Origin of the sequence: Marinobacter sp. MMG032 (assembly GCF_040112695.1) — a bacterium.
Classification (GTDB): Bacteria; Pseudomonadota; Gammaproteobacteria; order Pseudomonadales; family Oleiphilaceae; genus Marinobacter; species Marinobacter salsuginis.
Window position 1 is genome coordinate 2,238,162 of record NZ_CP157802.1, and the last position, 23,725, is coordinate 2,261,886.

Sequence of the window (23,725 nt, forward strand, 5' to 3'; positions counted from 1 at the left end):
CCTGGTGACTCACTTTAGCCGTTTACACCGTTTTCCGCACCCCGGGGCCTTCTGAAATGAGACATTCCTGCATTTTCGCCGCTGTTTCCATGACCACGCTTGCCCTGGCTGGCTGCGGACTTGAGGATACCGGCCCTTCCGCGTTCAATCCGGCCACCAATGTCGACCTGACCTTCTCGAGTTTCGACCTCCAGAACACCGAGGTGGCCCCGGACAACCTGAGTTACACGCGTTTCTGGGACTTTTACAGGGGCATCCAGCCCGCGGCAGAAGACTCCGACGACCTGGCGACCACCAGCGAAATACGTGGTCACATCGAGATTTTTATCCGCGCCACGGCAACCGACTCCGGCACCAGCTATGACAGCGTGCGTAATCCACTGGACCTGATGAACCAGGTGCTCGCCTCAGGCGAAGTCACCAACTTCCAGGAGGGCAAGCGGTACATCAGCCAGCGCATTGCCGATGATGCCGCAGGCACCTACAACACCCGGGGCAACGGTGCCCAGATCCGGTTCACAGACCAGTCGGCGGTGATTGCCGATCTGCCGCTGAACGATCAACTCTGGATCTATCCCACCCTGGACTGGCGCTACCTGCCGGATGGCCCGGAGGGGTCGGATCTCGACAACAAGGTGTATCGCACAATCCAGTACGTCAGCCGGAGCGTGGCGGAAGACGAACAGGCGGCCCAGCCGGAACTGGTCAGTGTGCTGGCAGGAAGCCGGTTTGATGCCAACAGTTTCATGACGCTGGGCTACAGTCCAACCGAGTTCGCCACGGCCGACTTCCTGAGCCGGAATCACGGCAGCATTGAATTGCGCCAGGATTTCATTGACGAGAACACCGACACGCTGTTTATCAAGAACGACGATGCCGAAGTCATCGCGCTGGACCGCTATCCGGGATACACGCGGGAGGACAACCATCCCGACTGCCTGAGGATCGAGCTGGACTACAACATGGAGCAGGTGAGAATTTTTGCCTCGGATGGCGAGCCCGCCCGCATTGACGATCCCGATTCAACAGACGAGCAGGACACCATTGCCAATCCGGACAATTGCACCTATCAGGAAGACGCGGACGCGATTACCAGCTGGACAACGGTGCCTGTCGCCGGGCGCTAGCGGGCGCCCCCGTCCCTGAGATCCCAGTTTTGCAGGAAACCTTTCTTGCGGTCGATCATACGTTCATAGGTGGAAATCATGATGGCCGCGTGGGGCGCTTTGACCAGACGGAGGGTTTCAATCCGGCGTTCGAGCCGTTCGACTTCCGAGCGCACCTGCTGATGCACGTGATGACGGACACTGTCGTGGTGGTCCAGTTTAACCTCGCGGGAGGCTTGCTGGTGGCTGGGGGGTGCGGGCTTGTCCATTCGGCTTCTCGTCCATTGAGTCGTGAAAGATCCTTATCCCATCACGCAAGTTTGCACAACTGTCTGACAGAGTGCAATTAAAATGAATAGAGTTTCATTTTTGTTTTCTGTCGTGATGGTCTTCCTGTCATTCACACGACCGAAGCCCTGCTATAGTTCCCTGTAGATACAACATTGCCCACCGACAGGAGCTCTCATGACCCAGACATCCGTGGCGGATACCCTCCGTGAATATCTGTCGCTGCTGGAACTTCTGGACGACGCCTACTGGGAAGCCAGCAGCATTCACCACAAGGACATGCTGTACGACATCATCAGCATCTTCAGCCAGGAAGTGGCCGAGATAAACAAGCTCAGCATCCAGGACCACCACTACCCCTATGAGGTCATTACCGAGGGCATCCGCCGGGTCGTACCGAAACTGGAGCGACTCGATGAAAACCGCGAAGACGTGATTCAGCGCACCCAGACTCTGACCGATTTCCGCGACATCCTGTCGTCAGTTCTGGGCATCCTGGAAGCCCAGCTCCGGACCCTCTGAACGAAACGACTCAGGCGGCGATCAACGGCCGCCGGTGTTCCGGTATCAGCGGGAAGCGGTTACCCACGGTATAAACGAACTTCGCGAGCGCCGGCAGATGGTGGCCGACAATCGGGATACCCGTGTTCAGGAGGCTGACCGAAATATCACGGGCAGCGTCTGCCCAGCACAGCTTGTTGATCAGACCTACGTGCCCAAAGGCAAACCGGCTATTCTGGCCCCAGAGCCCCACCGGATTGCCACCAAGCATCATGCCGGCACTGAAACGCATGGGCACCATCATGGTGCGGTCGATCTGCAAGGAACCGAACTGCTGAATGGCCCGGCGAATGGTGATTTCGCTGCAGATTCTCCGGCCGTTCCAGAGCCCGCCGTTCAGCATCATCTGGAAGAAACGACTCATTTCCTCTGCCGTCCCGCACAGGTTTCCCGCCGGAATCACCGCTTCCTGAAACCGTGGATCGTTGGTCACCTGCGCCACTGTGCGGATATCGCCGCCAAGTGCCCGGTTGACCACCCAGGACACCGGGAACCGGGGCGTTGGACCCGTGGCGTAGTTGGATGCCAGATCATTCAGGTGCTCGGGCGTAATGCCGTAGGTAAACCACTTCATGCCCATGGGCCGACGCAGGTGTTTGTCGAGATAATGCTCGATGGTATCGCCGGTCACGCGTTCCAGTACCCGCTGAAGTACGAAGCCGCCGGTGATCGCGTGATAGGCCACCTTGGCGCCATCAACCTCCACCGGTCGCGCGGCACAAAGCAGGCGCCAGATTTCGTCGTTGTCCCAGAGCACATCTATCGGCGTTTCCCGCGGAATGGCGGGAATGCCACCACGGTGGGAAAGAATCTGGTGAACGGTGATCGTCCGTTTGCCGTTCACCCCGAACTCCGGGCAGTAGTAGGACACCGGATCCATCAGGTTCACCAGCCCCTGCTCGGCCAGCATATGCATCAGCAGCGCGGTAACTGCTTTGGAGGCAGAAAAGTAGCAGATCGGGGTATCGGTGGTCATCGGGACTTTGACCGCATCTCGCGGATCATGAGGGCCGTTACCACTGGCATGGCCGATGGCCCGGTGCAGGACATGTTCGCCCCTGTGACGAATGGAGATCTGAATCCCCGGATGGACGCCGGTCCGGTAAAGGCTCTGGACGCTGCGCCACAGGGCATCGACGGTTTCCTGGCTGACGCCTGCAGCAGCCGGGTTTTCACCAGCGGCGTCCCGGAAGGTGACGGTTTCAAGGTCCTCGGGAATCTGGCTGGTGTGGAGGGCACGGCGGGCAAGTCGGTTCATTTTTTTCAAACCTTTTTCAGTAACTTGTTGTTTTTCTATCTTCAGAGAAACCGACCCGTTGTACATTGGCCGGGACGCAATCGGGCGGACGTCAGCACCTCCATCTTATCCGGAACGAAGGTCTCATTATTGATTATGGACCCGGTCGTGCAGGTGCGCCATGGCAACACAATTGCGACCGCGTTCCTTGGCCAGATACATGGCCGTGTCGGCCGCGGCACAGAGCGCGGAGGCAGTCTGTCCGTGATCGGGATAGACCGCAATGCCGACGCTGATGGTCAGGGGCACCGTCTGGCCATTCCCAAGCGGCTGCGGCTCGTCGGCCACTTTACGACGGAGCCGCTCGGCCGTCTCACGGGCCTCTTCAAGATCCATCTCCGGCAAGACGATAACGAACTCTTCACCGCCGAACCGGCCGATGGTGTCGACGCTTCGCACGCTCCCCAACAACAGGCGGCTGATGGACCGGAGAACCGAATCCCCGGCGGCATGGCCAAAGGTGTCGTTCACATCCTTGAAATGGTCAAAATCAACCCAGAGCACGGCCATGGGTCTCTGATAACGCCTGGCCCGCTCCAGTTCCTCCTCCAGAACCCTGGACATTTCGCGGCGGTTGAACAAGCCGGTCAACGGATCCCGGGTGGCCAGTTCCTCCAGCTCATTTTCAAGGGTCTTGCGATCTGAGATGTCCAGCACGATACCCTCGAGCACAACCGAGCCATCTTCCTCCTCGACACCGCGGCCACGCTCCCAGACCCAGATGCGGCTGCCATCCTGGCGGGTAAGGGCATATTCCAACGAGAAGGATTCGTCCTTGTCCAGCGCCGCCTGGACCTCAGTCATAATCCGCTCATTGTCCTCACCATCCATCAGGCTCGCATAACTGGCCACCCGGTTATTGATCAGGTCTTCCGGCTCATAACCAGTGAGGCGGGCACACCCCTGAGAAACAAACAACATGGTCCAATGGGGATCATACCGGCACCGGTATGCCATGCCGGGGAGGTTATCCATCAGGACCTGTAGCTGACGCTCTCGCTTGCGCAGGGCCTGGCGCTGATTGTGCTGCAGAGTAAGAAGGGCACGGTCCTTGGTAAGCTGACGCAAAAGGACCACAAACAGCACAAGCCCCGTGGTCAGGACAAAGAGGAAACCCTTCCAGGTCTGAACCAGGGACAGGGTTTGAGGGTCGGGGAACCAGGCCTCAGCAGCAGTATCGGAAAAAGCAATCCATGCAAAGCCGGCAATCAGATAGACCAGCGCAGCCCACCCAGCTCGCCGCAGGGGTGTCCGGTTTTCGTTCAATCTTGTCATTCCTTGAGAGTCTGGCCGCTGAGGTACCATGAACACACAGCCATGGGGGTTTGAACATTTATAATGTACGAAAAATAGTCACAACAGAACGTTAAGTCGAGTGACAAATGTCATGCTCGGTAAAATCGTGCGTTACCCCCCGGCCCTTGGCAGTTGTTGCAGTGCCGCTTAGCTGCTTTAATTCCCGATCTCTGTCCCCCATGGAGGAGTCGAGCATGACGCCAGGCATTAACGCGGCGCGCAAGGCGGCAGTGCCCCACACGATTCATGAATATGAACACGATCCGGCCAGCGAGAGTTATGGCATCGAGGCGGCCGAGAAAACCGGTGTGGACCCGGCTCGGGTGTTCAAGACGCTCGTTGTGGCTATCGACGGCAAGGAACTGGTGGTGGGCATCGTGCCGGTGACCGCCATGCTCAACATGAAACTGATTGCTCGGGCGGCACAAGGCAAGAAAGCCGGCATGGCTGACAAGCAGGCGGTTGAACGCACCACCGGCTATGTCCTGGGTGGCGTGAGCCCACTGGGGCAGAAGAAGAAGCTGAAAACCTTTATCGACGACTCAGCCCTGGAGTTCGACACCATTTATGTCAGCGCCGGGCGCCGGGGCCTGGAAATTGAGCTTGCACCCCGGGATCTGGCCACATTGGTGAACGGCGGTTTTTTCCCACTCCACCAGGAGTAAGCCTTGAACCACGCAACGGACCTGCTATTGATCGGCGGCACCCTGCTGCTGGCCCTGGCCGCGCATGGCATCGGCCAGCGCATACATGTGCCCAGAGTCACCCTGCTGCTGTTGCTTGGCGCGCTTGCCGGACCGGATCTGCTGGATCTTCTGCCACCGGGCGCCGACGCCCACTTCGGATTCATTACCCAGTTAACCCTGGCCATGGTCGGCTTCCTGCTGGGTGAACGGATGGCGGTGAAGAACCTGGCAGATGGGCGCGAGGCGGTGATCGTCAGCCTCGCCGTCACCCTGGTTACAGCGGCATTTGTTGCCGTCGCAGTCTGGCTGGTTACCCGGAATCTTGCCGCTGCCCTGCTCCTTGGTTCCATCGCAACGGCAACGGCACCGGCGGCAACCCTGGACACGTTGAAGGAAGCGGGCGCCAATGGCCCGTTGACCCGTCTGGTCTTCCAGGTCGTCGCCATTGACGACGCCTGGGGCGCGATCCTGTTCAGTGTCACCCTGGTCGGCGCCCAACTGCTACTTGGAAATGGCGATACCGGGCTCTCGACCCTCGGGATCGGATTTCTGGATGTCGGAGGCGCGGTTTTGCTGGGCATGGTCCTGGGTCTGCCCATGGCCTGGCTCACCGGTCGACTGCGGCCAGGTGAGCCCATGTTGCTGGAGTCTGCCGGTTTTGTCTTCGTCGCCGCCGGAATTGCGTCGTTTCTTGGCCTCTCCTATCTGCTTACCTGTATGACCCTGGGCATCGTTGTCGCCAACCGGGCACGGCATCATGTTCGGCCATTCCGCTCAATAGAAGGCATCTCCGAACCCTTCCTGGCTCTTTTCTTTTTCATGGCCGGCTACCAGCTTGAATGGGCGATGCTGCCAACCCTTGGTGCGCTGGGCCTGGCCTATGTTGCCGCCCGGATTGCAGGCAGGCTGGCAGGCGGAAGGTTCGGCGGCTACCTGGCCGGGTCCGAACCCCATACCCGTAAACGGATCGGTGCCTGCCTGATGCCGCAGGCCGGCGTTGCCCTTGGCCTGGCACTTCTGGCCACAGAGCGGCTGCCGGAGCTGACTTACATTTTGCCTCTGGTGATTGGCGCCACGGTGATTTTCGAACTGGTGGGACCACCGCTCACGCTGATCCAGTTGCGGCGTGCCGGCGAAACCGGCAAAGGCTACCAGGACGAACCGGACGAAGACTGACCCTGGCGCTGGCCACAAAAAAGCCGGAGAACCCGTCAGGGTTGTCCGGCTTTTCCTGCACCCAGAGCCTTGCCCGGGATGCGTTATCGCTGACTTACTTTACAGATGCACGGGCATCTTCAAGGATCTTGTTCAGCGTGGCACTGGGCTGCATCACTTCGCAGACCTTTTCCATCGGCGGGTGGTAGTAACCACCGATATCCGCGGGGTGACCCTGGACCACGGTCATTTCCTCCAGGATCTTGTCCTTGTTCTCCTCCAACTGTTTCGACAGCTTGGCGAAGAATTCCTTCAGTTCCTTATCGCTGTCCTGGTTGGCCAGCTCTTCCGCCCAGTAGCGGGCCAGGTGGAAGTGGGAGCCCCGGTTGTCCAGCTCGCCAGTGACGCGGGACGGCGACTGGTTGTTTTCCAGCAGACGCTCGGTGGCCTTGTCCAGGGTCTGCCCCAGCAGGCGCGCCCGCTCGTTGTCCTGTTTCTCACCCAGTTCGTCCAGGGACACCGCGGTGGCCAGGAATTCACCCAGGGAATCCCAGCGCAGGTGGTTTTCCTGAATCAGCTGCTGCACGTGCTTGGGCGCGGAACCGCCGGCACCGGTCTCGTACAGGCCGCCGCCGTTTAGCAGCGGAACGATGGACAGCATCTTGGCGCTGGTGCCCAGCTCCAGGATCGGGAACAGGTCGGTGAGGTAGTCACGCAGAACGTTACCGGTCACGGAAATGGTGTCCAGACCGCGGATCAGACGCTCCATGGTCCAGCGGATGGCGCGAACCGGCGACATGATGCGGATATCCAGGCCTTCGGTGTCGTGATCCTTCAGATAGGTGTTCACCTTCTTAATCAGCTGCGCATCGTGGGCACGCTCGTCGTCGAGCCAGAACACCGCCGGCATGCCAGTGGCACGGGCGCGATTGACCGCCAGCTTGACCCAGTCACGGATCGGCAGGTCTTTCGTCTGGCAGGCGCGCCAGATGTCGCCTTGCTCGACGTTATGCTCGGTCAGCACAGTACCGTCTTCGGCAACGATGCGAACAACACCGTCTTCCTTGATTTCAAAGGTCTTGTCGTGGGAGCCGTATTCCTCGGCTTTCTGCGCCATCAGACCAACGTTCGGCACGGTACCCATGGTGGTGGGATCGAAGGCGCCGTGGGTCTTACAGAAGTTGATCACTTCCTGGTAGATGGTGGCGTAGGTGGACTCCGGCATAACTGCCTTGGTGTCCTTGAGCTTGTTGTCCCGGGCCCACATCTTGCCGGAGTTACGGATCATGGCCGGCATGGACGCATCAACGATAACGTCACTGGGGACGTGCAGGTTGGTGATGCCCTTGACCGAATCCACCATGGCGATTTCCGGACGATGCTCGTAGCAGGCGTGCAAGTCTTCCTGAATCTGCTCCTGCTTGGATTCCGGCAGCTGCTTGATCTTCTCGACCACGCTGGACAGGCCGTTGTTCGGGTTCACGCCGATCTCGTCGAACAGGTCGCCGTACTTGTCGAACAGGTCCTTGTAGAAAACCTTTACCGCGTGACCGAATACGATCGGGTGGGAGATTTTCATCATGGTAGCTTTGACGTGCAGGGAGAACATGACACCGGTGTTCTCGCAATCTGCAATAGCGTCCTCGAAGAACTTCACCAGCGCCTTCTTGCTCATGAACATGCCGTCCAGCACTTCGCCTTCCTGCAGCGGCAGGTCGGACTTCAGAACCGTCTGCTTGCCCTGCTTGTTCTCGAACACGATGTTGGCTTTAGTGGCCTTGTCGAGGGTTACAGACTGCTCACTGGAGTAGAAATCGCCACCGCGCATGTGGGCCACGTGGGTACGCGACGCAGGGCTCCATTCGCCCATGGTGTGTGGGTATTTGCGGGCAAAGGCTTTGACAGCCGCCGGCGCGCGACGGTCGGAGTTGCCCTCACGCAGTACCGGGTTCACGGCACTGCCCAGAACCTTCGCGTAGCGGGACTGGATTTCTTTCTCTTCGTCGGTCTTGGGATGCTCGAGGTACTCGGGCACCTTGTAACCCTGCTCGTTCAACTCCTTGATGGCGGCACGGAGCTGGGGAATGGACGCAGAAATGTTCGGCAGCTTGATGATGTTGGCGTCCGGGTCCTTGGTGTATTCACCCAGTTCAGCCAGCGCATCCGGAACCCGCTGATCTTCTTCAAGATAATCCGGGAAGTTCGCCAGAATACGCGCCGCGAGAGAGATGTCGCTGGTTTCGAATTCAATACCAGCCGGCTTGGCGTAGGTTTCCAGGATGGGAAGAAGCGACCGTGTTGCGAGGGCTGGGGCCTCGTCGGTCAGTGTGTAGACAATCTTGGCTTTGGATGATGTCATTTTCGTCCTCAGGCTAATGGGTGGGTTCAGGACGGTCATGGCGGGGTCAGGCGTCTTTTGAACGTCCGACCTGGGCGATGACTGATTAGGAACTTTTGACAGACCTACTAAGATACCATTTTTTCGTTAATTTTGGTTACGATCTTAGTATAAGAACGGACTAAAAATGCCTGATCTTCGGTTACAAGACGATGAAATGGCGGGAATTTACGAAACTTTCTAACATTGCTTCGGAGTGGACGCAGGGCGGGTAAAGCCTCCCAAAACACGCTCCTTGCGGCACATCCCTGTGGCGCTTGGGCTCCGCCATCCATGGCTCCGCACAGTTTTGGGAGGCCCCACCCGCCCCGCTATTCAAGCTTTTCAGTGGGATTCCGCGAGCCGAATCTCGCCCGTTTTCAGTGATTGATTGTCAACAAAACGAGCTTCAACCCGGCAACAACCCAACCTCAGCCAACCGCTCCCGAATATGATCCAGCGCCTCCGGGTTGCCGAGGGCGTCCCGGTTGTCCGCCTTCTTGGAGCCGTTGATCAAACGGGCCACCGCCAGCTCCACCTTCTTGCCACTACGGGTGTACGGAATGTCGTTCACCTGCACGATGTGCTTGGGCACGTGGCGTGGGCTGGCGCCTTCGCGGATTCGGCTCTTTAGCTGTTTCAGCAACTCATCGGTGATTTCCTGGCCGTCGGCCGGGACCACCAGCAGAACCACTTCCACGTCGCCGTCGATCTGACGACCGACCACGAGGCTGTCTTTGACCTCGGCGACAGTCTCTACCTGACGGTAGATTTCTGCGGTACCGATGCGGACGCCGCCCGGGTTCAGGGTCGCGTCGGAGCGGCCATAGATGATGGCGCCACCGTGTTCGGTGAATTCGATGAAATCGCCGTGGGCCCAGACACCGGGGAAGGTGTTGAAGTAGGCATCCTTGTAGCGCTCACCATCCGGGTCCTGCCAAAAGCTGACCGGCATGGACGGCAGCGGCTGTCGGCAGACCAGTTCGCCCCGGCCTTCGCTGACCGGCTGGCCGTCGTCACCATAGGCGACAGCATCGACCCCGAGGAAGCGGCACTGGATTTCGCCGCGACGCACGGGCAACAGCGGCGTTGAGCCTACGAAGCAGCCACAGATGTCAGTGCCACCGGCGATGGAACCGAGCAGAGCGCCGGGGGCGCCGTCGCTGTAAACCCAGTCATAGTCTTCTGGCAGCAGCGGGGAGCCGGTGGAAAACACCACTCGCAGGTTGCTCTGGTCCAGGGTTTTTGCGGGCTGAAGTTCGCCTTTGCGGCAGCCGGCGATGAATCTTGCGCTGGTGCCGAAGTGGGTGACTTTTTCCTCCGCCACCGTGTCCCACAAGAAGTTAAGGCTCGGGTAACCCGGGGAGCCATCCACGGTGATCACGGCTGCGCCGGTCATCAGGGCGGAGGCCTGCCAGTTCCACATCATCCAGCCACAGGTGGTGAAGTACAGGAACCGATCTTCAGGGCCAACGTCGCCATGGAGCATCAGTTCCTTGGCATGATTGACCAGCAGGCCGGCGTTGCCATGTACGATGCACTTGGGTTTGCCAGTGGTACCGGAGGAATACAGGATATAGACCGGGTGATCCGGGGGCAGCGGCGTGAATGATGGCGCATTGCCTTTGCCGTAGGCCAGTACGTCGTCCCAGTTGGTCACCAGGTTACCGGCAATCGGGGGCTCGTCCGGCAATTGCTGGACACTGACAACCGATTTGAGCGTGGGCAGCCCGGCAATCAGCTCTGCGAAATCCTGCTGACGGGCGAATACCTTGCCGCCATAGCCGTAGCCATTCACCACGATCAGCGCTGACGGTTCAATCTGGCCAAAGCGGTCAAGAATGGCCCCAATGCCAAAATCGGGGGAGGCAGAACTCCAGATGGCACCCATGCTTGTCGCAGCGAGCATTCCAACAAGGGCTTCGTAGCCATTGGTGACAACGCCGGCCACACGGTCGCCCTGCTGAATACCCTTGTCACGCAGGAAAGCTTCCAGGGCACCCGCGTCCGCTTTGAGTTGTGCGTAGGTGCGGCGCAAAACCGGGCGTGTTTCGCAATACGCTACCACCGCTTCCCGATCTGCGTGTTCGCCGTCCGCCAGCCGAAGCAGGTTGGCGGCAAAGTTCAGCTTCATGCCCGGGAACCATTCGGCGCCCGGCATTTCCCGTTTGCCCAGTACTTTTTCAGCCGGGGTGTCGCAGACCAGTCCGCAGTAGTCCCAGACTTTCTGCCAGAAGGTTTCCAGCTCATCGATGGACCACTGGTGCAAGGCGTGGTAATCGGCAAAGGGACCGAAGCCCTGCTGCTCCAGCCAGGCCTTGAACTGGCCCATCCGGGAATTGGCCAGGATGTCTTCCGACGGAGACCAGACTACCGGTGATTGTTCTTCATTGCTCATCCATATCTCCTGAATGTTACTGCATATGCCAGCCGTGACTGACCACAATGGACTGGCCAGTCAAAGCCGCAGAGGGGAATGCAGCCAGATGAACTGCCAACTCTGCCACGTCTTCCAGAGTGGTAAATTCGCCGTCCACGGTGTTCTTGAGCATAACTTTACTGATCACTTCCTCTTCGGAAATGCCCAGCTCCTTGGCCTGTTCAGGAATCTGCTTGTCCACCAGAGGCGTGCGCACGAACCCGGGGCAGATGATGTTGCTCCGCACCCCGTGTTCCGCACCCTCTTTCGCCACCGCCCGGCAGAGCCCAAGCATGCCGTGCTTGGCGGCCACATAGGGCGATTTCAGAGGTGACGCTTCCAGAGAATGCACCGACCCCATGTAGAGCATCGTGCCACCGCCGCTGTCATACATGTGCTTCAGAGTGGCGCGAGTCACCAGGAAGGCACCATCGAGATGCACATTCATGACTTTGCGCCAATCGGAATAGGCAAGCTTGTGCACCGGGTCGATATGCTGGATGCCCGCGTTCGCGATGGCGATGTCCAGGCCACCCCATTGTTTAACCACATAATTGACGTTTACGTCAACTGCAGATTCGTTGGTGACATCCATTTCGAGGGCGATGGCGGTGCCGCCGGCCTGCTCAATGGCGGCGACCGTTTCCTGTGCCGTCTCAAGAGTCAGGTCAGCCACAGCGACCTTGGCCCCCTCACGGCCATAAGCCTCGGCAATGGCCCGACCGATGCCACGGCCAGCACCGGTAATTAGGGCAATCCGGTTTTCCAGACGCATTATTATTTTCTCCTTAGTCGTAAGCCACGCTCGGCAGCCAGGTCGCGATTTCCGGCACCACGAACACGATGGCCAGAGCTACCAGCTGGATGATGATGAACGGAATAACGCCACGATAAATATCGGTGACCTTGATCTCCGGCGGCGCCACACCCTTGATATAGAACAGCGCGAATCCGACCGGCGGCGTCAGGAAGGATGTCTGCAGACACATGGCAAACAGGATGGTGAACCACACCAAATCAAAACCGAGCTGCTGCACCACCGGTGCCACCAGCGGAAGGATAATCAGGGTGATCTCGACCCAATCCAGGAAGAAGCCCAGCAGGAAAACACCAAACAGGATGGTAAGCACAACGCCGTAGGGTCCGAACGGCAGACCCAGAAGGGCATCTTCAATCACCTGGTCGCCACCCAGGCCCCGGAGAACGACAGAGAACGCGGTCGCACCGAGGAAGATGGCGAAAATAAACGCAGCCGTTCGGGTGGTCTGCTGCATGGAGGAGTTGAGCACGTTCAGGTTCAGCCGACCAGACATCAGGGCCAACAGCAGAGCGCCCAGGGCACCAACACCGGAAGCTTCCGTTGGCGTAGCTATACCTGCAAAGATGGAGCCCAACACACCCAGAATCAGCGCGGCTGTTGGCACCACTGCCTTGGCCACTTCCCAGACGATGGCCCAGCTCACTTTCTCGGTACCCGCCGGCACCGGCGCAATGTTCGGTTGCAGCATCGGGCGGATAATCGCGTAAGCCACGTACATGGCACCGAGCATCAGGCCGGGGAAGAAGGCACCCATGAACAGATCACCCACCGAAGCCTCTGGAACCGCCAGGCGATCCGCCATCAGAACCAGCATTATGGAAGGGGGAATCAGAATACCCAGGGTTCCCGTGGCACAGGCCGTACCCACGGCAAACCCCTTGTTATACTTGTTCTCCATCATCACAGGCAGAGACAACATGCCCAGAAGCACCACAGAGGCACCGATAATTCCGGTGGTCGCGGCCAGCAATACGCCGATCACGATGACTGTAACGGCATAACCACCACGAACAGCGCCGAACAGCTTCACCATGCTATTCATCAGGCGCTCAGCCACACCGGACTGGTCAAGCATAATGCCCATGAAAATAAACATGGGCAGCGCCACAAGGGTTTCGCTGCTGACCACCTTCCATATTCGTTCAGGGACAAGGCCCATTGAAGACTGGTAATCAAACCAGAGATTGGCACCAAAATTTTCAACGGCGACGACACCGACGACGGTCCAGATAACCGCGGTGCCACCCAATACCCACGCGACCGGATAACCGGTCATCAACAGCGCCCCGAAGGTGAGGAACATGCCGATTACAAAAAGGGTTTCAAGCTCCATCAGGACGCATCCTCTTTCTTGTTCTCACCGGATTCGACCCGGATTGGCTTTGGAAAGCCGAAAAGCAAAGCGGTAACTTTCAGCAGACGGGACAGGCCCGCAACGATCAGAAGCGCAAAAGACAGCGCCAGGATGCCCTTGAGAATCCAGCGGTAGGGAAGCCCCGCGGGTGCCTGACTGGTCTCGCCCTGTTCCCAGGAGCTCACCGCGTAGGGAATCATTTCGTACACCGCCAGAACCAGAAAAGGTAACAACAGGAATACCAGGCCAAACAGTTCAATCCAGGCCTGGCCTTTAAGCGACAGGCGTTCATGGATAACGTCGACCCTGACGTGATCATCGGTCACCAGGGTGTAGCCCAGCCCCAACAACCAGCCCGCGCCGGCCAGATGCCATTGCACTTCTTCCAGGGTGACCGAGCCCATGCCGAAGGCATAGCGCCCCACCACCGCGTAGATAATCACGCCCGTGACCACAATCCAGAGCCAGGAAGCGCTCTTGCCAATTGCGGAAATGACCCCGTCCAGGATCCGGCTGAACCGGGTCGTCGGGAACTCGGTGTGATGATGAATAAATTGACCGGCGTCCGACGCCGACGCATGCACCTCGGGCGGAGAGCCTTTATCAGACACTGCCATACAACAGTTCCTCGTTCAGAAAGCCTGCCGTGAAACAAGGATGGCCCCGCAGGGCCATCCAGACTAAATCGAAGAGCACCGGAACCGGGTCCGGTACTCAGGGTCAGCCCCGAACCTTACAGGTCCGCCGGTACATAAGCCCGGGTGTCCCACACCTTGTAGGATTCCATGAACTCCTGCTGGCTTTCATAGACCCGCTTGAAGTCGGCATCTTTAGCCGCCTCTTCCTCAAGCACTTCCTGGGTTACTTCCTTCAGCTTGAGCAGAACGTCTCGGGGGATCTGATCGGCCTGAACGCCCTTGTCCTGGAACTCGGCCAGAACCTTGCCGTTCTTGTACTCGCCTTCAGCCAGGCCGCGAGTGGTCGCCGCGGTGCAGGAAGCCTCAACCAGTGCCTTCTGGGCTTCAGTGGCACGATCCCACTCATCCTGGTTGATCAGCATGTACTGGGCGGTGAACTGCTGGTGCCAGCCCGGGAACAGATTGTATTTGACCACCTGGTTGAAGCCGAGGATCTGGTCGATTGCGGGCATGGAGAATTCTGTGGCATCGATGGTGCCCTTCTCTAGTGCCTGGTAAAGCTCGCCGCCGGGCATCATGGTGACAGAAGCGCCCAGTTTCTCGAGAACCTTGCCACCCAGGCCGGCGAAGCGGATCTTCAGGCCCTGGTAGTCTTCCAGAGTTTCGATGGGCTCAGAGTACCAACCCGCTGTTTCGGGCCCGATGATACCGCACAGCTGTGCGTGTACGTTGAAGCCCTTGTTGGCATAGGTTTCCTGCAGCATTTCATGGCCGCCACCGTAGTAGTACCAGCCGATGTAGGCCGGTGGCTTCATACCGAAGGGAACAGCGGCAAACAGGGGAATCGCAGGCACCTTGCCCTGGTCATACCCGATCCAGGTGTAGCCGGCAGATACCTTACCGTCTGACACGGACTGCAGGATGTCGAACGGCGGGACCAGCTTGCCCGGCTCATAAACACGGACCTGGATGCTGCCGTCTGAGGCGGTAGTGAGGTTGTCTGCAACCCAGGCTGCGGGGGAACCGAGGCCCGGAAGGTTGGTGGCGAAAGCTACGGGCATTTTCCAACGCAAATCGTCTGCGAAAGCGGAGCCCGTGGTGAGAGCGATCGCACCGGCCACACCGGTGAGAGCCTTGAGAAGTTTCATTGGCAAGTCTCCTAACATTGTTATTGTATCTGGCCTGGCGCGGATAGCCGGGACCTGATCTGGGTATAGTCAGAAAATGCAGGAACAGACGGACAGGGTAAGTCTTGGGGGTCCAACAGTTAGCGTCAGCCTTGTTCTCTGCATTGTTCTGACGTCCTGCGTAACGGATTTAGCAGACACCGTGCCAGATTATATTTATTCAGATAATTCAAAAAGTTAAAAGCTGAAGAGAAAATCGAAACAAAACGAAATGTCCGAATATCCAGACAGTCTTAGACATCAGTCGTAGGTAGTTGTACGGACTGCCAGACAGCCGTCCGGAATTCAGGACAGCTTCGCCAGCTTTTCGTAAAGGACGGATCTGGAGATGCCCAGCAGCTTGGCAGCACGGGTGCGATTGCCGCGGCTCGCCACGAGGGCTTCTTCGATGGCCTGGGCCTCGGCCTCGGCCAGGGTCTGGGATAGCGGCCTGACAGGTTGTGGAGCCAGCGAAGAAACCGGGCGCGTTCCTCCACGGGGCAGGACCTTGAAAATGGCGTCGGCATCCAGCAGTCCGCCCTCTTCACCCATGGTCATTGCCCGCTCCAGAACATTGCGCAGCTCCCGGATATTGCCTGGCCAGTCGTAACTGCCCAGAGCCGAGACGCCGGCGTCAGTAATTTCGCCGCGCAACTCCAGTCCTTCGCAGATCTCTTCAAGTAGTGCCTCGCAGAGCACACCGAGATCCGCCAGACGATCCCGTAACGGAGGAATGGGAATTTCCAGAACATTCAGACGGTAGTAGAGATCCGAGCGGAAGGTGCCCTCGGCAATCATGACCTCGAGGTTTCGACTGGTGGCGGCAATAACCCGCACATCCACCGACACCACCTTGTTGGAGCCGAGGGGCTCGATCTCGCCTTCCTGTAAGGCACGCAGGAGCTTGGCCTGCAGGGGCAGCGGCATGTCGCCAACTTCATCCAGGAACAGCGTGCCGCCGTTGGCCAGCTGAAACTTGCCATCCCGGGTTCGGCGATCGGCGCCGGTGTAGGCGCCAGGAGCCACGCCGAAGAATTCTGCCTCCAGCAGGTTGTCCGGAATCGCAGCAACATTCACACCCACGAACGGCTTCTCTGCACGACCCGAGACGGTGTGAATCGCCTGGGCAAGCACTTCTTTACCGGTGCCGGTTTCTCCCAGCAGCAGAACCGGCATATCGCGGCCGGCCGCCAGCCGCGCCCTGCGCTTCACCTCCAACGCTGCCGGACTGGCCCCGACAAAATCGCCAAGACTGTAACGGGTGCCCCGGGATTTCCTGGCCAGAGCCTTGCGGGCCGCTGCCAGATCCTGGTGCAGTCGCCGGTACTTGGAAACCAGCGGTGTCAGGGGTTGCAGATCGTCGTACAGGACAAACGCAACGGCACCGACAATCTGGCCCCCATCGTCAAAATAGGGCAGCCGCGTCACCACCAGTTGTTGCTGGTTATGTTCCATGATGTCCAGCAGCAGGGGTTTACCAGACTCAACCACCTCGGGCATTCGGGTATGGGGGATCAGTTGGCGCACCGGTTTGCCAATCACTGTGGACGGATCCCCAAGACCCAGAAGATGGGAATAACTGCTGTTGATCCAGGTGATGCGGGCACTCCGGTCGACAGCGATCGCTCCGGCACTGGCTTCCTCAAACATCGGGAACAGGGCTTCGATCAGGTCCCGGGTCAGTCCACTCTTGTTCTTGTCGGAAAACAGCTCTGTCATGTACCGCGCACCAACGGGTCGAATGTCATTCATGGTATTAACCCTGGCACCCGGCAGGCCGGGTGCAGTCACGGAAGTATATGGGGCCCCCGAATCGGGGGCAAACGAAGCCGGCCCGATACCGGGCCGGCCGCTGGCTCCTTTATTCCGGAATCCGGACCTGGTCATCTTCAAAGACAATCTGGTCTGCGGCATCCGGCTCGGGATTGATCGCCGGCAGGTTGGCCTCTGCCAGCGGTGTCGTGATGTCGCCCCGGGGCACGGTCCGAACCACCTGGCTTGGCGGTAACGCCTGCTTCTCGGTCAGATTGGCCCAGACCAGATCCAGCGCCTGGAAGTAGTAGTGGTGCAGCGGCACATAACGGTCAGCAACGCCCGGGAAACCATTGAGCACATCCAGGTGATGGGCGTTGAGGATTTCGTAGTACCGAAGGTTGCTTTTCTTCCCCTCTACCCGCTGGTTCAGGCCGAAATAGGGTCTGGAGGTGTGGTTGATAGGCAGGATCGCATCGGCGCGACCGGTAACGAAGACCGTCGGCTTGCCCTGCAGATCACCCGAGGCACGGACTTCGGCAATACCGCCGGCAATGGCCGTTGCCAGCTCGGCGTCGGGGCCCTGCAAATCAGCGCCGCTGATGGCGTCGCTGCCCTGGGCAAGGCTACGAAGACACAACAGCGCATCCAGGCCGTAGTCCAACTGGTTCGTGCTGGGAGACGCACTGGCAGGCAGATTGGTGGGCTGGCCGTCGGCAACGTCGTAGACGATGTTCACCCCGGCCGACGGCGGAATGCCATTGCTGGCCGAAAACAGGGCCGCCTCTGCAGCGGGCGCCAGCTGGGTCACCGTTCCCGCAGAATCGGTGGCCGCCAGGCTGAGGTCACAGACCCGATCCTCGACACCGGCCCGGCCATAGGCATTGGCATAGGTCATGGAAATACTCGGAGCCACCGCCAGGCCAAAGTGCACGGGCGCCAGCAGATTCTGCTCTGGCTGAATACCGAACTCTTCGTTCAGAATCCGCAGGGCGTCGGCGGCCCGGTCATCCAGGGTGGCACCGCTTACCAGTCCCTTGTTGGCAAGCGAGTTACAGATATTCTCGCCGATCTGCGGCGGATTGAAGGTGGCGTTCAATGGCGCATCGTCCCGGATCGCCGGCGCCTGATTTGCACAGCCCTGATAAACGGCAAGGGCCGTGGTGTAATCCAGCAGGCTCCGGCTGTGCTCGGTAATGACCGGGCCGTCGCCCTGGCGAATAGTGAAACTGCGGTCCACTTCCGGATTCACGTTGGGTTCGGAGACCGCCACGCCGTCAATCAGTCCGCGAGTGTCCTGCTCGGCCGCACGAACGGAAGAACCACCTCCATTGGAGACGCTGGAGGCAATCACCACGGTATTTTTGGGATTGATGGTCAACAGCGTTTCGCCATTGCCCAGTTCCCGACCAAACTTCTCGTTCAGCACGTAAAACCCGAATTCAATAGACTGCAACACATGCAGCCCCCAATCGGCTTCCGGGTTGGCTTTGGAGTGTGCGTGCTTGTAGGCAAACCGGTCCGGCCAGACGCTGTCGAAATCTGCGCGCTGCTCATCCGTAAGATCAGCCCGGAACTGCACTGGCTCATCGGCAGAGGTCAGCGTGCCATCAATGCGTTGGGCGGTGTTGGTGGCCAGGTTATGGGAGCCAGTGCCGGTACCCTTATCGGTGTAGACAACGGCACATCCCTTTTTCAGTCCCCATTCGCCGGCCGTACCTATAGCGCCATAGATGCCACGGGAGCCGGACGACGGCGCCGTCACCATGCAGGGACGATCGGGATCAAAGCTATCAGGCACCTGGGCCATGACCGTCACCGGCACGTCGGTACCCGGAACCGCCATGTAGGCGATAAATTCGTCGCCCGGAATGAGTCCTTCACCGCTGGCGCCCACCTGGGGGCCAAAGAAGGTGCCATACCCTCCGCCGGGCGCGGTATCCACCAATGCACGGTAGTTGTTATAGATCGCCAATCGGCGGAGTTCCGTCGCGGTCGGGTTCAAGGGATCTGCGAATGCCGGCGCGGGCGTACTGGCCAGACCGCTGGCACCAAGGCCGGCGGTCAAAAGGTCATCATTCATCCCGTCGTAACTGGTCTGGGTTATGTTGCCCTGGATAAAATCAGGGATCTTGTTGAAGGGAGGGTTATCCTTGCAGGCAGTGAGGGTCATCCCCGTGGCGCCGATGAGGGCGCAGAGCATTATTCGTTTCATGATCGTTCCTTGTTTGTTGTTGTAAACGAACAGACCAGGCCTCAAGCCAGGCCCCGGGAACGCCATGCGGATCCTGTGCCAACCAGCTATCCTTCTGATTTATATACCTTTAATCCATCTTTCGGATGTGCTTCGAACAATTGTTCCGGATTTCCGGACAGTCTCTTGCCAATCGATGAGCATGAAAGACTGTGAGAGCGCACTTTGAGCAGATTGTCCTAAAAACCGGACGCTGTATGGAATGTCGGACAATGGAGTCTGGGCTGGCTCAAGCGCCAGGCCAACATCCACCATCATTGCCGCTTCGTAAATCAGACAGACGCTTTCAGGCGCTTTATAGAGGAGATGCCATTGTCCGTCTACCAGACACGACTGAGACGTGGTGGGATATTCGGGTTGATCGGGAGTCTGCTGATCCTCGCAGGCTGCGCGACCCATCACAATGAGTCAACCACCGCCAGCCTCCCGGATGAAGGACCCTTCCGGGTAGAACAGGATTTGCGGTTCTCTCCCGATGGTTGGCCAGAAGCCCTGTTCGCCGACCTCTACCTCCCGACCGGGCAGGCCTCAGAGGCCCGCCACCCCGTTGTTCTGATGGTCCACGGTGGTGGCTGGCAACGCCGATCCCGGGAAGACATGGCCTGGATCGCGGAGGAAGTGGCCAGCCACGGCTTTGCAGTGCTGAACATCGACTACCGGTTTGCCCCGGCACACACCTTCCCGGCCCAGCTCTATGATCTGCAACTGGCCCGACAGTGGCTGAACCGGCACGCCGACGAGTATCAACTGGACGCAGGTCAGGTAAGCGGCTTTGGCTTTTCCTCCGGCGCCCATCTGATTGCGCTCCTTGCCCTGGTGGCGAGCTCCGACAGCGACCTGAACCAGCCCCACGGCGGGCCGGAAACCCGATTGCATGCGGTCGTCACAGGGGGCCTGCCTTCCGACCTGATGGCCTTTGGTTCGGGCAAGCTGATCCGGCAATTCCTGGGTGGCGAGCAGCAGGACATACCGGAAATCTATCGCAAAGCATCACCAATCAGCCATGTGACCGCCGACTCACCGCCTTTTTTCCTGTTTCACGGTGCCATGGATATGCTGGTGCCATTCGACCAGGCAAAGCGATTTCAGGAAGCGCTTGAGGATCATCAGGTTTACAGCGAACTGTATGAAATGCACCTGCGGGGGCACGTCACCAGCTTTTTGACCGCAGGCGAAGCGGTGGACGCAGCGATCGGGTTCCTCGTTGGTCCGCAAGCCCGCCAGCAAGAGGGCTAAGACCCTGTCCGCTACCCGATCCGGATGAACGGAAGCAAACTCAGGCCCATGATCACCAGGATGGCAATGCAGGCGGCGAGGGTCCGGACTGGCCGCTGCCTGAGCATGAACCAGAAACCGCCGGATTCGCCCCGGGCCAGGTGCTCCTCGTAGGCCTGCCTCTGGGTTTCGTAGCGTTGCCGCTGATACTCATCCAGCAGTGCCCGGGCCCTTGCTGCCTCATCGTCATCATGAACCCAGAAACCGCCCATGCTGATGCCCCAGCGGCTGGGTGGTGTCTCGTAGTAGGCCACCTCGTGGGCATCGAACAGAGCCCGGATTTCATCGGCCTCGTCATCGGGTACATGGCGCAGGTTCATCAGATGGTGGGGCATGGACTCTCGTTGTCTGGTATCGGGTGCGGGAATCCCTATATCCTAGCACTAAAGCCCGACCGGGCCCGACTGCCCGAATTCGACACCGGAACTCTGAATGACCGACAGCTCCCTCCGATTACTGCTGGAGTTTGAAAACCAGGCGCAACGGGACAGATCACAGCCCCCCACCTTCCTGCATCGCCGCGACCGCAAGTTCGCACTGATGTGCGAAGAGCAGGGCGTAGCCCCGGACGCTGCCCGTTGGCTGGCCCACCTGAACCGGCTCAGCGGACCCGGAACAACCCAGACATCCGCCGACCCGATTCTGCGGTCCTGGCGCCGGATTGCCACAAGTTTTATGGCCGTGGGGCTGATCGCCGGCGTGCTGACCATGACCGGACTGCTGTTCTACGACGGCGGCCAGCGCATCAACATCACGGTGTTTCTGGCCTTCGTTTTACTGCATCTGGTCCTTGCCCTGTTTACCACCGTGCAGTCCCTGGCCGGATGGCAGCCCTGGCGTTGGCTGTTACAGCGTTTCGGGGTCAACCCTGGCCATGGGGAATTCATTAGACTCCAGCCACTGCTGATGGCCAGGGCCGCTCACCTGGGCGGCATCGCGTTCGCCAGTGCCGGGCTGATCACCCTGCTGGCCATGGTGGTGGTCCAGGATCTTGCCTTTGGCTGGAGCACTACCCTGGACACCGCTGCGGCGAGCTACCACGAACTGGTGAGCGCGGTCGCAACGCCCTGGGCCTGGCTCTGGCCGGCGGCCGCCCCGGATCTCAGCCTGGTCGAGGCAACGCGTTTTTTCCGGGCCGGAGAACCTGCGACAAATCCGGACCCGGCCCTCTGGGGCCAGTGGTGGCCCTTTGTCACCATGCTCTGGACAACCTGGATTCTGCTACCACGTTTGCTTCTCTGGGGATTCGCCCTCACCCAGACCCGACAAAAGGCACGCCGGTTGCTCGCCAGTCACCCGGCCATGCATGCCCTCATGTATCGTCTGGAAACACCTGCCCTGGACACCGGAAACAGCCACCATGACGCCGACGACCTGCCGGATACGAACGCTCGAAGCGATTGTCTGCCACTGCCGGACAGCGACGTCCTGCTTTGTTGGGCTGGCGCCGGCGAGCCGGAATTGCCAGAGGGGCTCCGTTCAGGCAAACAGTTTGTACTTCATGCCGGCGGCACCGCGAGCCTCTCGGACGATGATCAGGCCATGCAGTCGATCGCTGTGCATCTGAGAGCGCGCCCAAAACCCGTTATCCTGCTGGTGCGCAGCTGGCAGCCCCCCACGGGTGAACTGGCGGACTTTCTGGAGAGTGCCCGCGGCATCTGGCCCGACGGATCCAGGGTCGCTCTGGTACCCCTGGCCCCGGATAGCAGCCAGGAGCCTGATGCCCATCAGATACAGCCCTGGCTCCGATTTGCCGAACGGGTTGGCAGCGATTTCGTTCAGGTGTCGCTCCCGCCCCTCCAGATGCGGGATCCCTATTCAGCATTCGGGGAGCATTTATGACAAAGGCACCTACGTTTGCCGTCGTTGGGCACCCGAACAAAGGCAAATCCAGCGTGGTTGCCACTCTGTCCCAGAATGATGCCATCGCCATTGCCCTGGAGCCCGGCACCACCCGCAAGCGCCAGGCCTATCCCCTGAAAGTGGATGGGCAAATCCTCTACACACTGGTAGACACCCCCGGTTTCCAGCGCCCGCGCCGGGTACTGGAATGGCTGGAAGCCCACAGTGTCTCCGCGTCAGACCACGCCGACACGGTCAAAGCCTTTGTGACTCAACATCAGGGGGATGGCCGTTTCACCGATGAATGCGAGCTTCTGACGCCCCTGATCGAGGGCGCCGGAATCATTTACGTGGTGGATGGCTCGGTACCATACAGCGCCGAACACGAGGCGGAAATGACCATCCTGCGCTGGACCGGCCGGCCCAGCCTGGCATTGATCAACAGCATCGGCGCCGACGATTACAGTGACACCTGGCAGTCAGCACTGGGCCAATTTTTCCAGGTTGTTCGCCGTTTCGACGCCGTTCGCGCTCCTTTCGAGCAACATCTCGGCCTTTTACGGGCATTCGGACAACTGGAGCCAGACTGGGAAGCGCCTCTGGAGCAGGCCACGCATTATCTCTCAGCCCAGCGCCAACAGCGCCGCCAACAAGCCGCTGCACTGATCGCCAGGGCACTCGAGGACATGATGTCGTTCCAGGAGAAACGCACCCTGACCGCTGGCCAGGCGGCCGGAACCAGTGACGATTCACTGGCAGACCAGCTGCGCCGGAACTGGTACCGCCATCAGCGGAAGCGGGAGCAGACGCTGCGTGTGGATATCGAACACTTGTATCAGCACCAGCGCATCCGCCGTCAGGAAGCCGAACTGGAATGGCACAGTGAGCACGACCTGTTCTCGGAAGACAGCCGCAAAGCCTGGGCCGTCAGCAAACGCTACCTGGCCACCGCCGGCTTCGGCGCCGGTGCCGTCAGCGGTGCCGGGATCGACGCATTGACCTTCGGCTCCTCCCTCGGAACCGGCGCTCTTGTAGGCGGACTCATCGGTGCCGCCGGGAGTTATTTCTACGGTGATCGGCTGGCCCTGCCGGCGCTGACCATCGGCGTACTTCGGGACGGTTTGAAAACAGCTACCTTTGGCCCTGTACAGGACAGTCAGTTCGGCTATGTTGTATTAGGAAGGGCAGTGGATCACTGGTGGCACATCTCCCACCGCAATCACGCTGGCCGCGACCTGTTGGACCTCGAGCCGGCAGACCATCACTGGCTCGAACGCCTGGAAAAATCGAGCCGGCAACAGATTCAGAAAGCCTTCGATAAAAGCCGGAAACGGCGCCCTCTGGATGAACATCAGCGGGAAAAATTCGCCAACTCGATCGAACAGGCCATGGCTGTTTACGACGATTGGCGGTTGAACCGCAACTGAAAACGATGTTTA

Annotated in this window: 19 protein-coding genes; 7 read left to right on the forward strand and 12 right to left on the reverse strand. The window is 59.4% G+C overall.

The features are described 5' to 3' along the window. Positions 1 to 56: 56 nt before the first annotated feature. Positions 57 to 1,127 carry a hypothetical protein gene (locus ABNF92_RS10365; RefSeq protein ID WP_349342084.1) on the forward strand — a complete coding sequence of 357 codons (1,071 nt, stop codon included), beginning with the start codon at positions 57 to 59 and terminating at the stop codon, positions 1,125 to 1,127. Here the strand turns inward: ABNF92_RS10365 and ABNF92_RS10370 are convergent. After that, a complete protein-coding gene (locus ABNF92_RS10370) occupies positions 1,124 to 1,375 on the reverse strand; it encodes a hypothetical protein (protein ID WP_069182493.1) in 252 nt (83 codons plus the stop codon). The genes ABNF92_RS10365 and ABNF92_RS10370 overlap by 4 nt on opposite strands. Positions 1,376 to 1,571: 196 nt before the next feature. Here ABNF92_RS10370 and ABNF92_RS10375 point away from each other — a divergent pair, with 196 nt between their 5' ends. Beyond that, the gene (locus ABNF92_RS10375) at positions 1,572 to 1,916 is read left to right on the forward strand and encodes a hypothetical protein (protein WP_008176786.1); all 345 of its coding nucleotides are present in this window, start codon (positions 1,572 to 1,574) and stop codon (positions 1,914 to 1,916) included. Between the two features lie 10 nt (positions 1,917 to 1,926). Here the strand turns inward: ABNF92_RS10375 and ABNF92_RS10380 are convergent, their stop codons facing one another. Continuing rightward, positions 1,927 to 3,213 carry a serine hydrolase domain-containing protein gene (locus ABNF92_RS10380; protein ID WP_153634191.1) on the reverse strand — a complete coding sequence of 429 codons (1,287 nt, stop codon included), beginning with the start codon at positions 3,211 to 3,213 and terminating at the stop codon, positions 1,927 to 1,929. Between the two features lie 126 nt (positions 3,214 to 3,339). Beyond that, entirely contained in the window at positions 3,340 to 4,527 is a 1,188-nt protein-coding gene (locus ABNF92_RS10385; protein ID WP_228715165.1) for a sensor domain-containing diguanylate cyclase, read from the reverse strand. A 215-nt stretch (positions 4,528 to 4,742) separates the two neighbouring features. On the opposite strand from ABNF92_RS10385, the gene ybaK reads away from it, so the two are divergent. Beyond that, a complete protein-coding gene (gene ybaK, locus ABNF92_RS10390; protein ID WP_222465796.1) occupies positions 4,743 to 5,213 on the forward strand; it encodes a Cys-tRNA(Pro) deacylase in 471 nt (156 codons plus the stop codon). Positions 5,214 to 5,216: 3 nt separating this feature from the next. Next, the gene (locus ABNF92_RS10395) at positions 5,217 to 6,410 is read left to right on the forward strand and encodes a cation:proton antiporter (protein WP_222465795.1); all 1,194 of its coding nucleotides are present in this window, start codon (positions 5,217 to 5,219) and stop codon (positions 6,408 to 6,410) included. 94 nt (positions 6,411 to 6,504) lie between these two features. Here ABNF92_RS10395 and ABNF92_RS10400 read toward each other — a convergent pair whose 3' ends face one another. The 8 genes from ABNF92_RS10400 to ABNF92_RS10435 form a co-directional block, all read right to left on the reverse strand. Next, a complete protein-coding gene (locus ABNF92_RS10400) occupies positions 6,505 to 8,748 on the reverse strand; it encodes an NADP-dependent isocitrate dehydrogenase (RefSeq protein WP_069182488.1) in 2,244 nt (747 codons plus the stop codon). A 427-nt stretch (positions 8,749 to 9,175) separates the two neighbouring features. After that, entirely contained in the window at positions 9,176 to 11,164 is a 1,989-nt protein-coding gene (locus ABNF92_RS10405) for an acetoacetate--CoA ligase (RefSeq protein ID WP_349342085.1), read from the reverse strand. A 16-nt stretch (positions 11,165 to 11,180) separates the two neighbouring features. After that, positions 11,181 to 11,960, reverse strand: a complete 780-nt coding sequence (locus ABNF92_RS10410) for a 3-hydroxybutyrate dehydrogenase (protein ID WP_349342086.1) — start codon at positions 11,958 to 11,960, stop codon at positions 11,181 to 11,183. Between the two features lie 13 nt (positions 11,961 to 11,973). Continuing rightward, entirely contained in the window at positions 11,974 to 13,338 is a 1,365-nt protein-coding gene (locus ABNF92_RS10415) for a TRAP transporter large permease subunit (RefSeq protein WP_349342087.1), read from the reverse strand. Next, positions 13,338 to 13,976, reverse strand: a complete 639-nt coding sequence (locus tag ABNF92_RS10420) for a TRAP transporter small permease subunit (RefSeq protein WP_349342088.1) — start codon at positions 13,974 to 13,976, stop codon at positions 13,338 to 13,340. Before ABNF92_RS10420 ends, ABNF92_RS10415 begins: the two co-directional genes overlap by 1 nt. Before the next feature lie 116 nt (positions 13,977 to 14,092). Then, positions 14,093 to 15,145: a TRAP transporter substrate-binding protein gene (locus tag ABNF92_RS10425; protein ID WP_349342089.1), complete on the reverse strand. Its 1,053-nt coding sequence runs from the start codon at positions 15,143 to 15,145 to the stop codon at positions 14,093 to 14,095. Between the two features lie 324 nt (positions 15,146 to 15,469). Next, positions 15,470 to 16,915, reverse strand: coding sequence for a sigma 54-interacting transcriptional regulator (locus ABNF92_RS10430; protein WP_291905071.1), 1,446 nt, complete (start codon positions 16,913 to 16,915; stop codon positions 15,470 to 15,472). 109 nt (positions 16,916 to 17,024) lie between these two features. Beyond that, entirely contained in the window at positions 17,025 to 19,130 is a 2,106-nt protein-coding gene (locus tag ABNF92_RS10435; RefSeq protein ID WP_349342090.1) for a 3-hydroxybutyrate oligomer hydrolase family protein, read from the reverse strand. A 351-nt stretch (positions 19,131 to 19,481) separates the two neighbouring features. Between ABNF92_RS10435 and ABNF92_RS10440 the strand changes: the two genes are divergently transcribed. Further along, a complete protein-coding gene (locus ABNF92_RS10440; protein WP_349342091.1) occupies positions 19,482 to 20,405 on the forward strand; it encodes an alpha/beta hydrolase in 924 nt (307 codons plus the stop codon). A gap of 11 nt (positions 20,406 to 20,416) precedes the next feature. Here ABNF92_RS10440 and ABNF92_RS10445 read toward each other — a convergent pair whose 3' ends face one another. Continuing rightward, positions 20,417 to 20,779: a DUF6164 family protein gene (locus ABNF92_RS10445; RefSeq protein WP_069182481.1), complete on the reverse strand. Its 363-nt coding sequence runs from the start codon at positions 20,777 to 20,779 to the stop codon at positions 20,417 to 20,419. A gap of 97 nt (positions 20,780 to 20,876) precedes the next feature. Between ABNF92_RS10445 and ABNF92_RS10450 the strand changes: the two genes are divergently transcribed. Together ABNF92_RS10450 and ABNF92_RS10455 are read left to right on the forward strand one after the other, a co-directional pair. Then, positions 20,877 to 22,286 carry a DUF2868 domain-containing protein gene (locus ABNF92_RS10450; protein ID WP_349342092.1) on the forward strand — a complete coding sequence of 470 codons (1,410 nt, stop codon included), beginning with the start codon at positions 20,877 to 20,879 and terminating at the stop codon, positions 22,284 to 22,286. After that, complete coding sequence (locus ABNF92_RS10455) at positions 22,283 to 23,713, forward strand: GTPase/DUF3482 domain-containing protein (protein WP_349342093.1); 1,431 nt, start codon at positions 22,283 to 22,285, stop codon at positions 23,711 to 23,713. The genes ABNF92_RS10450 and ABNF92_RS10455 overlap by 4 nt, the downstream gene beginning before the upstream one ends. The last annotated feature ends 12 nt before the right edge of the window (positions 23,714 to 23,725 follow it).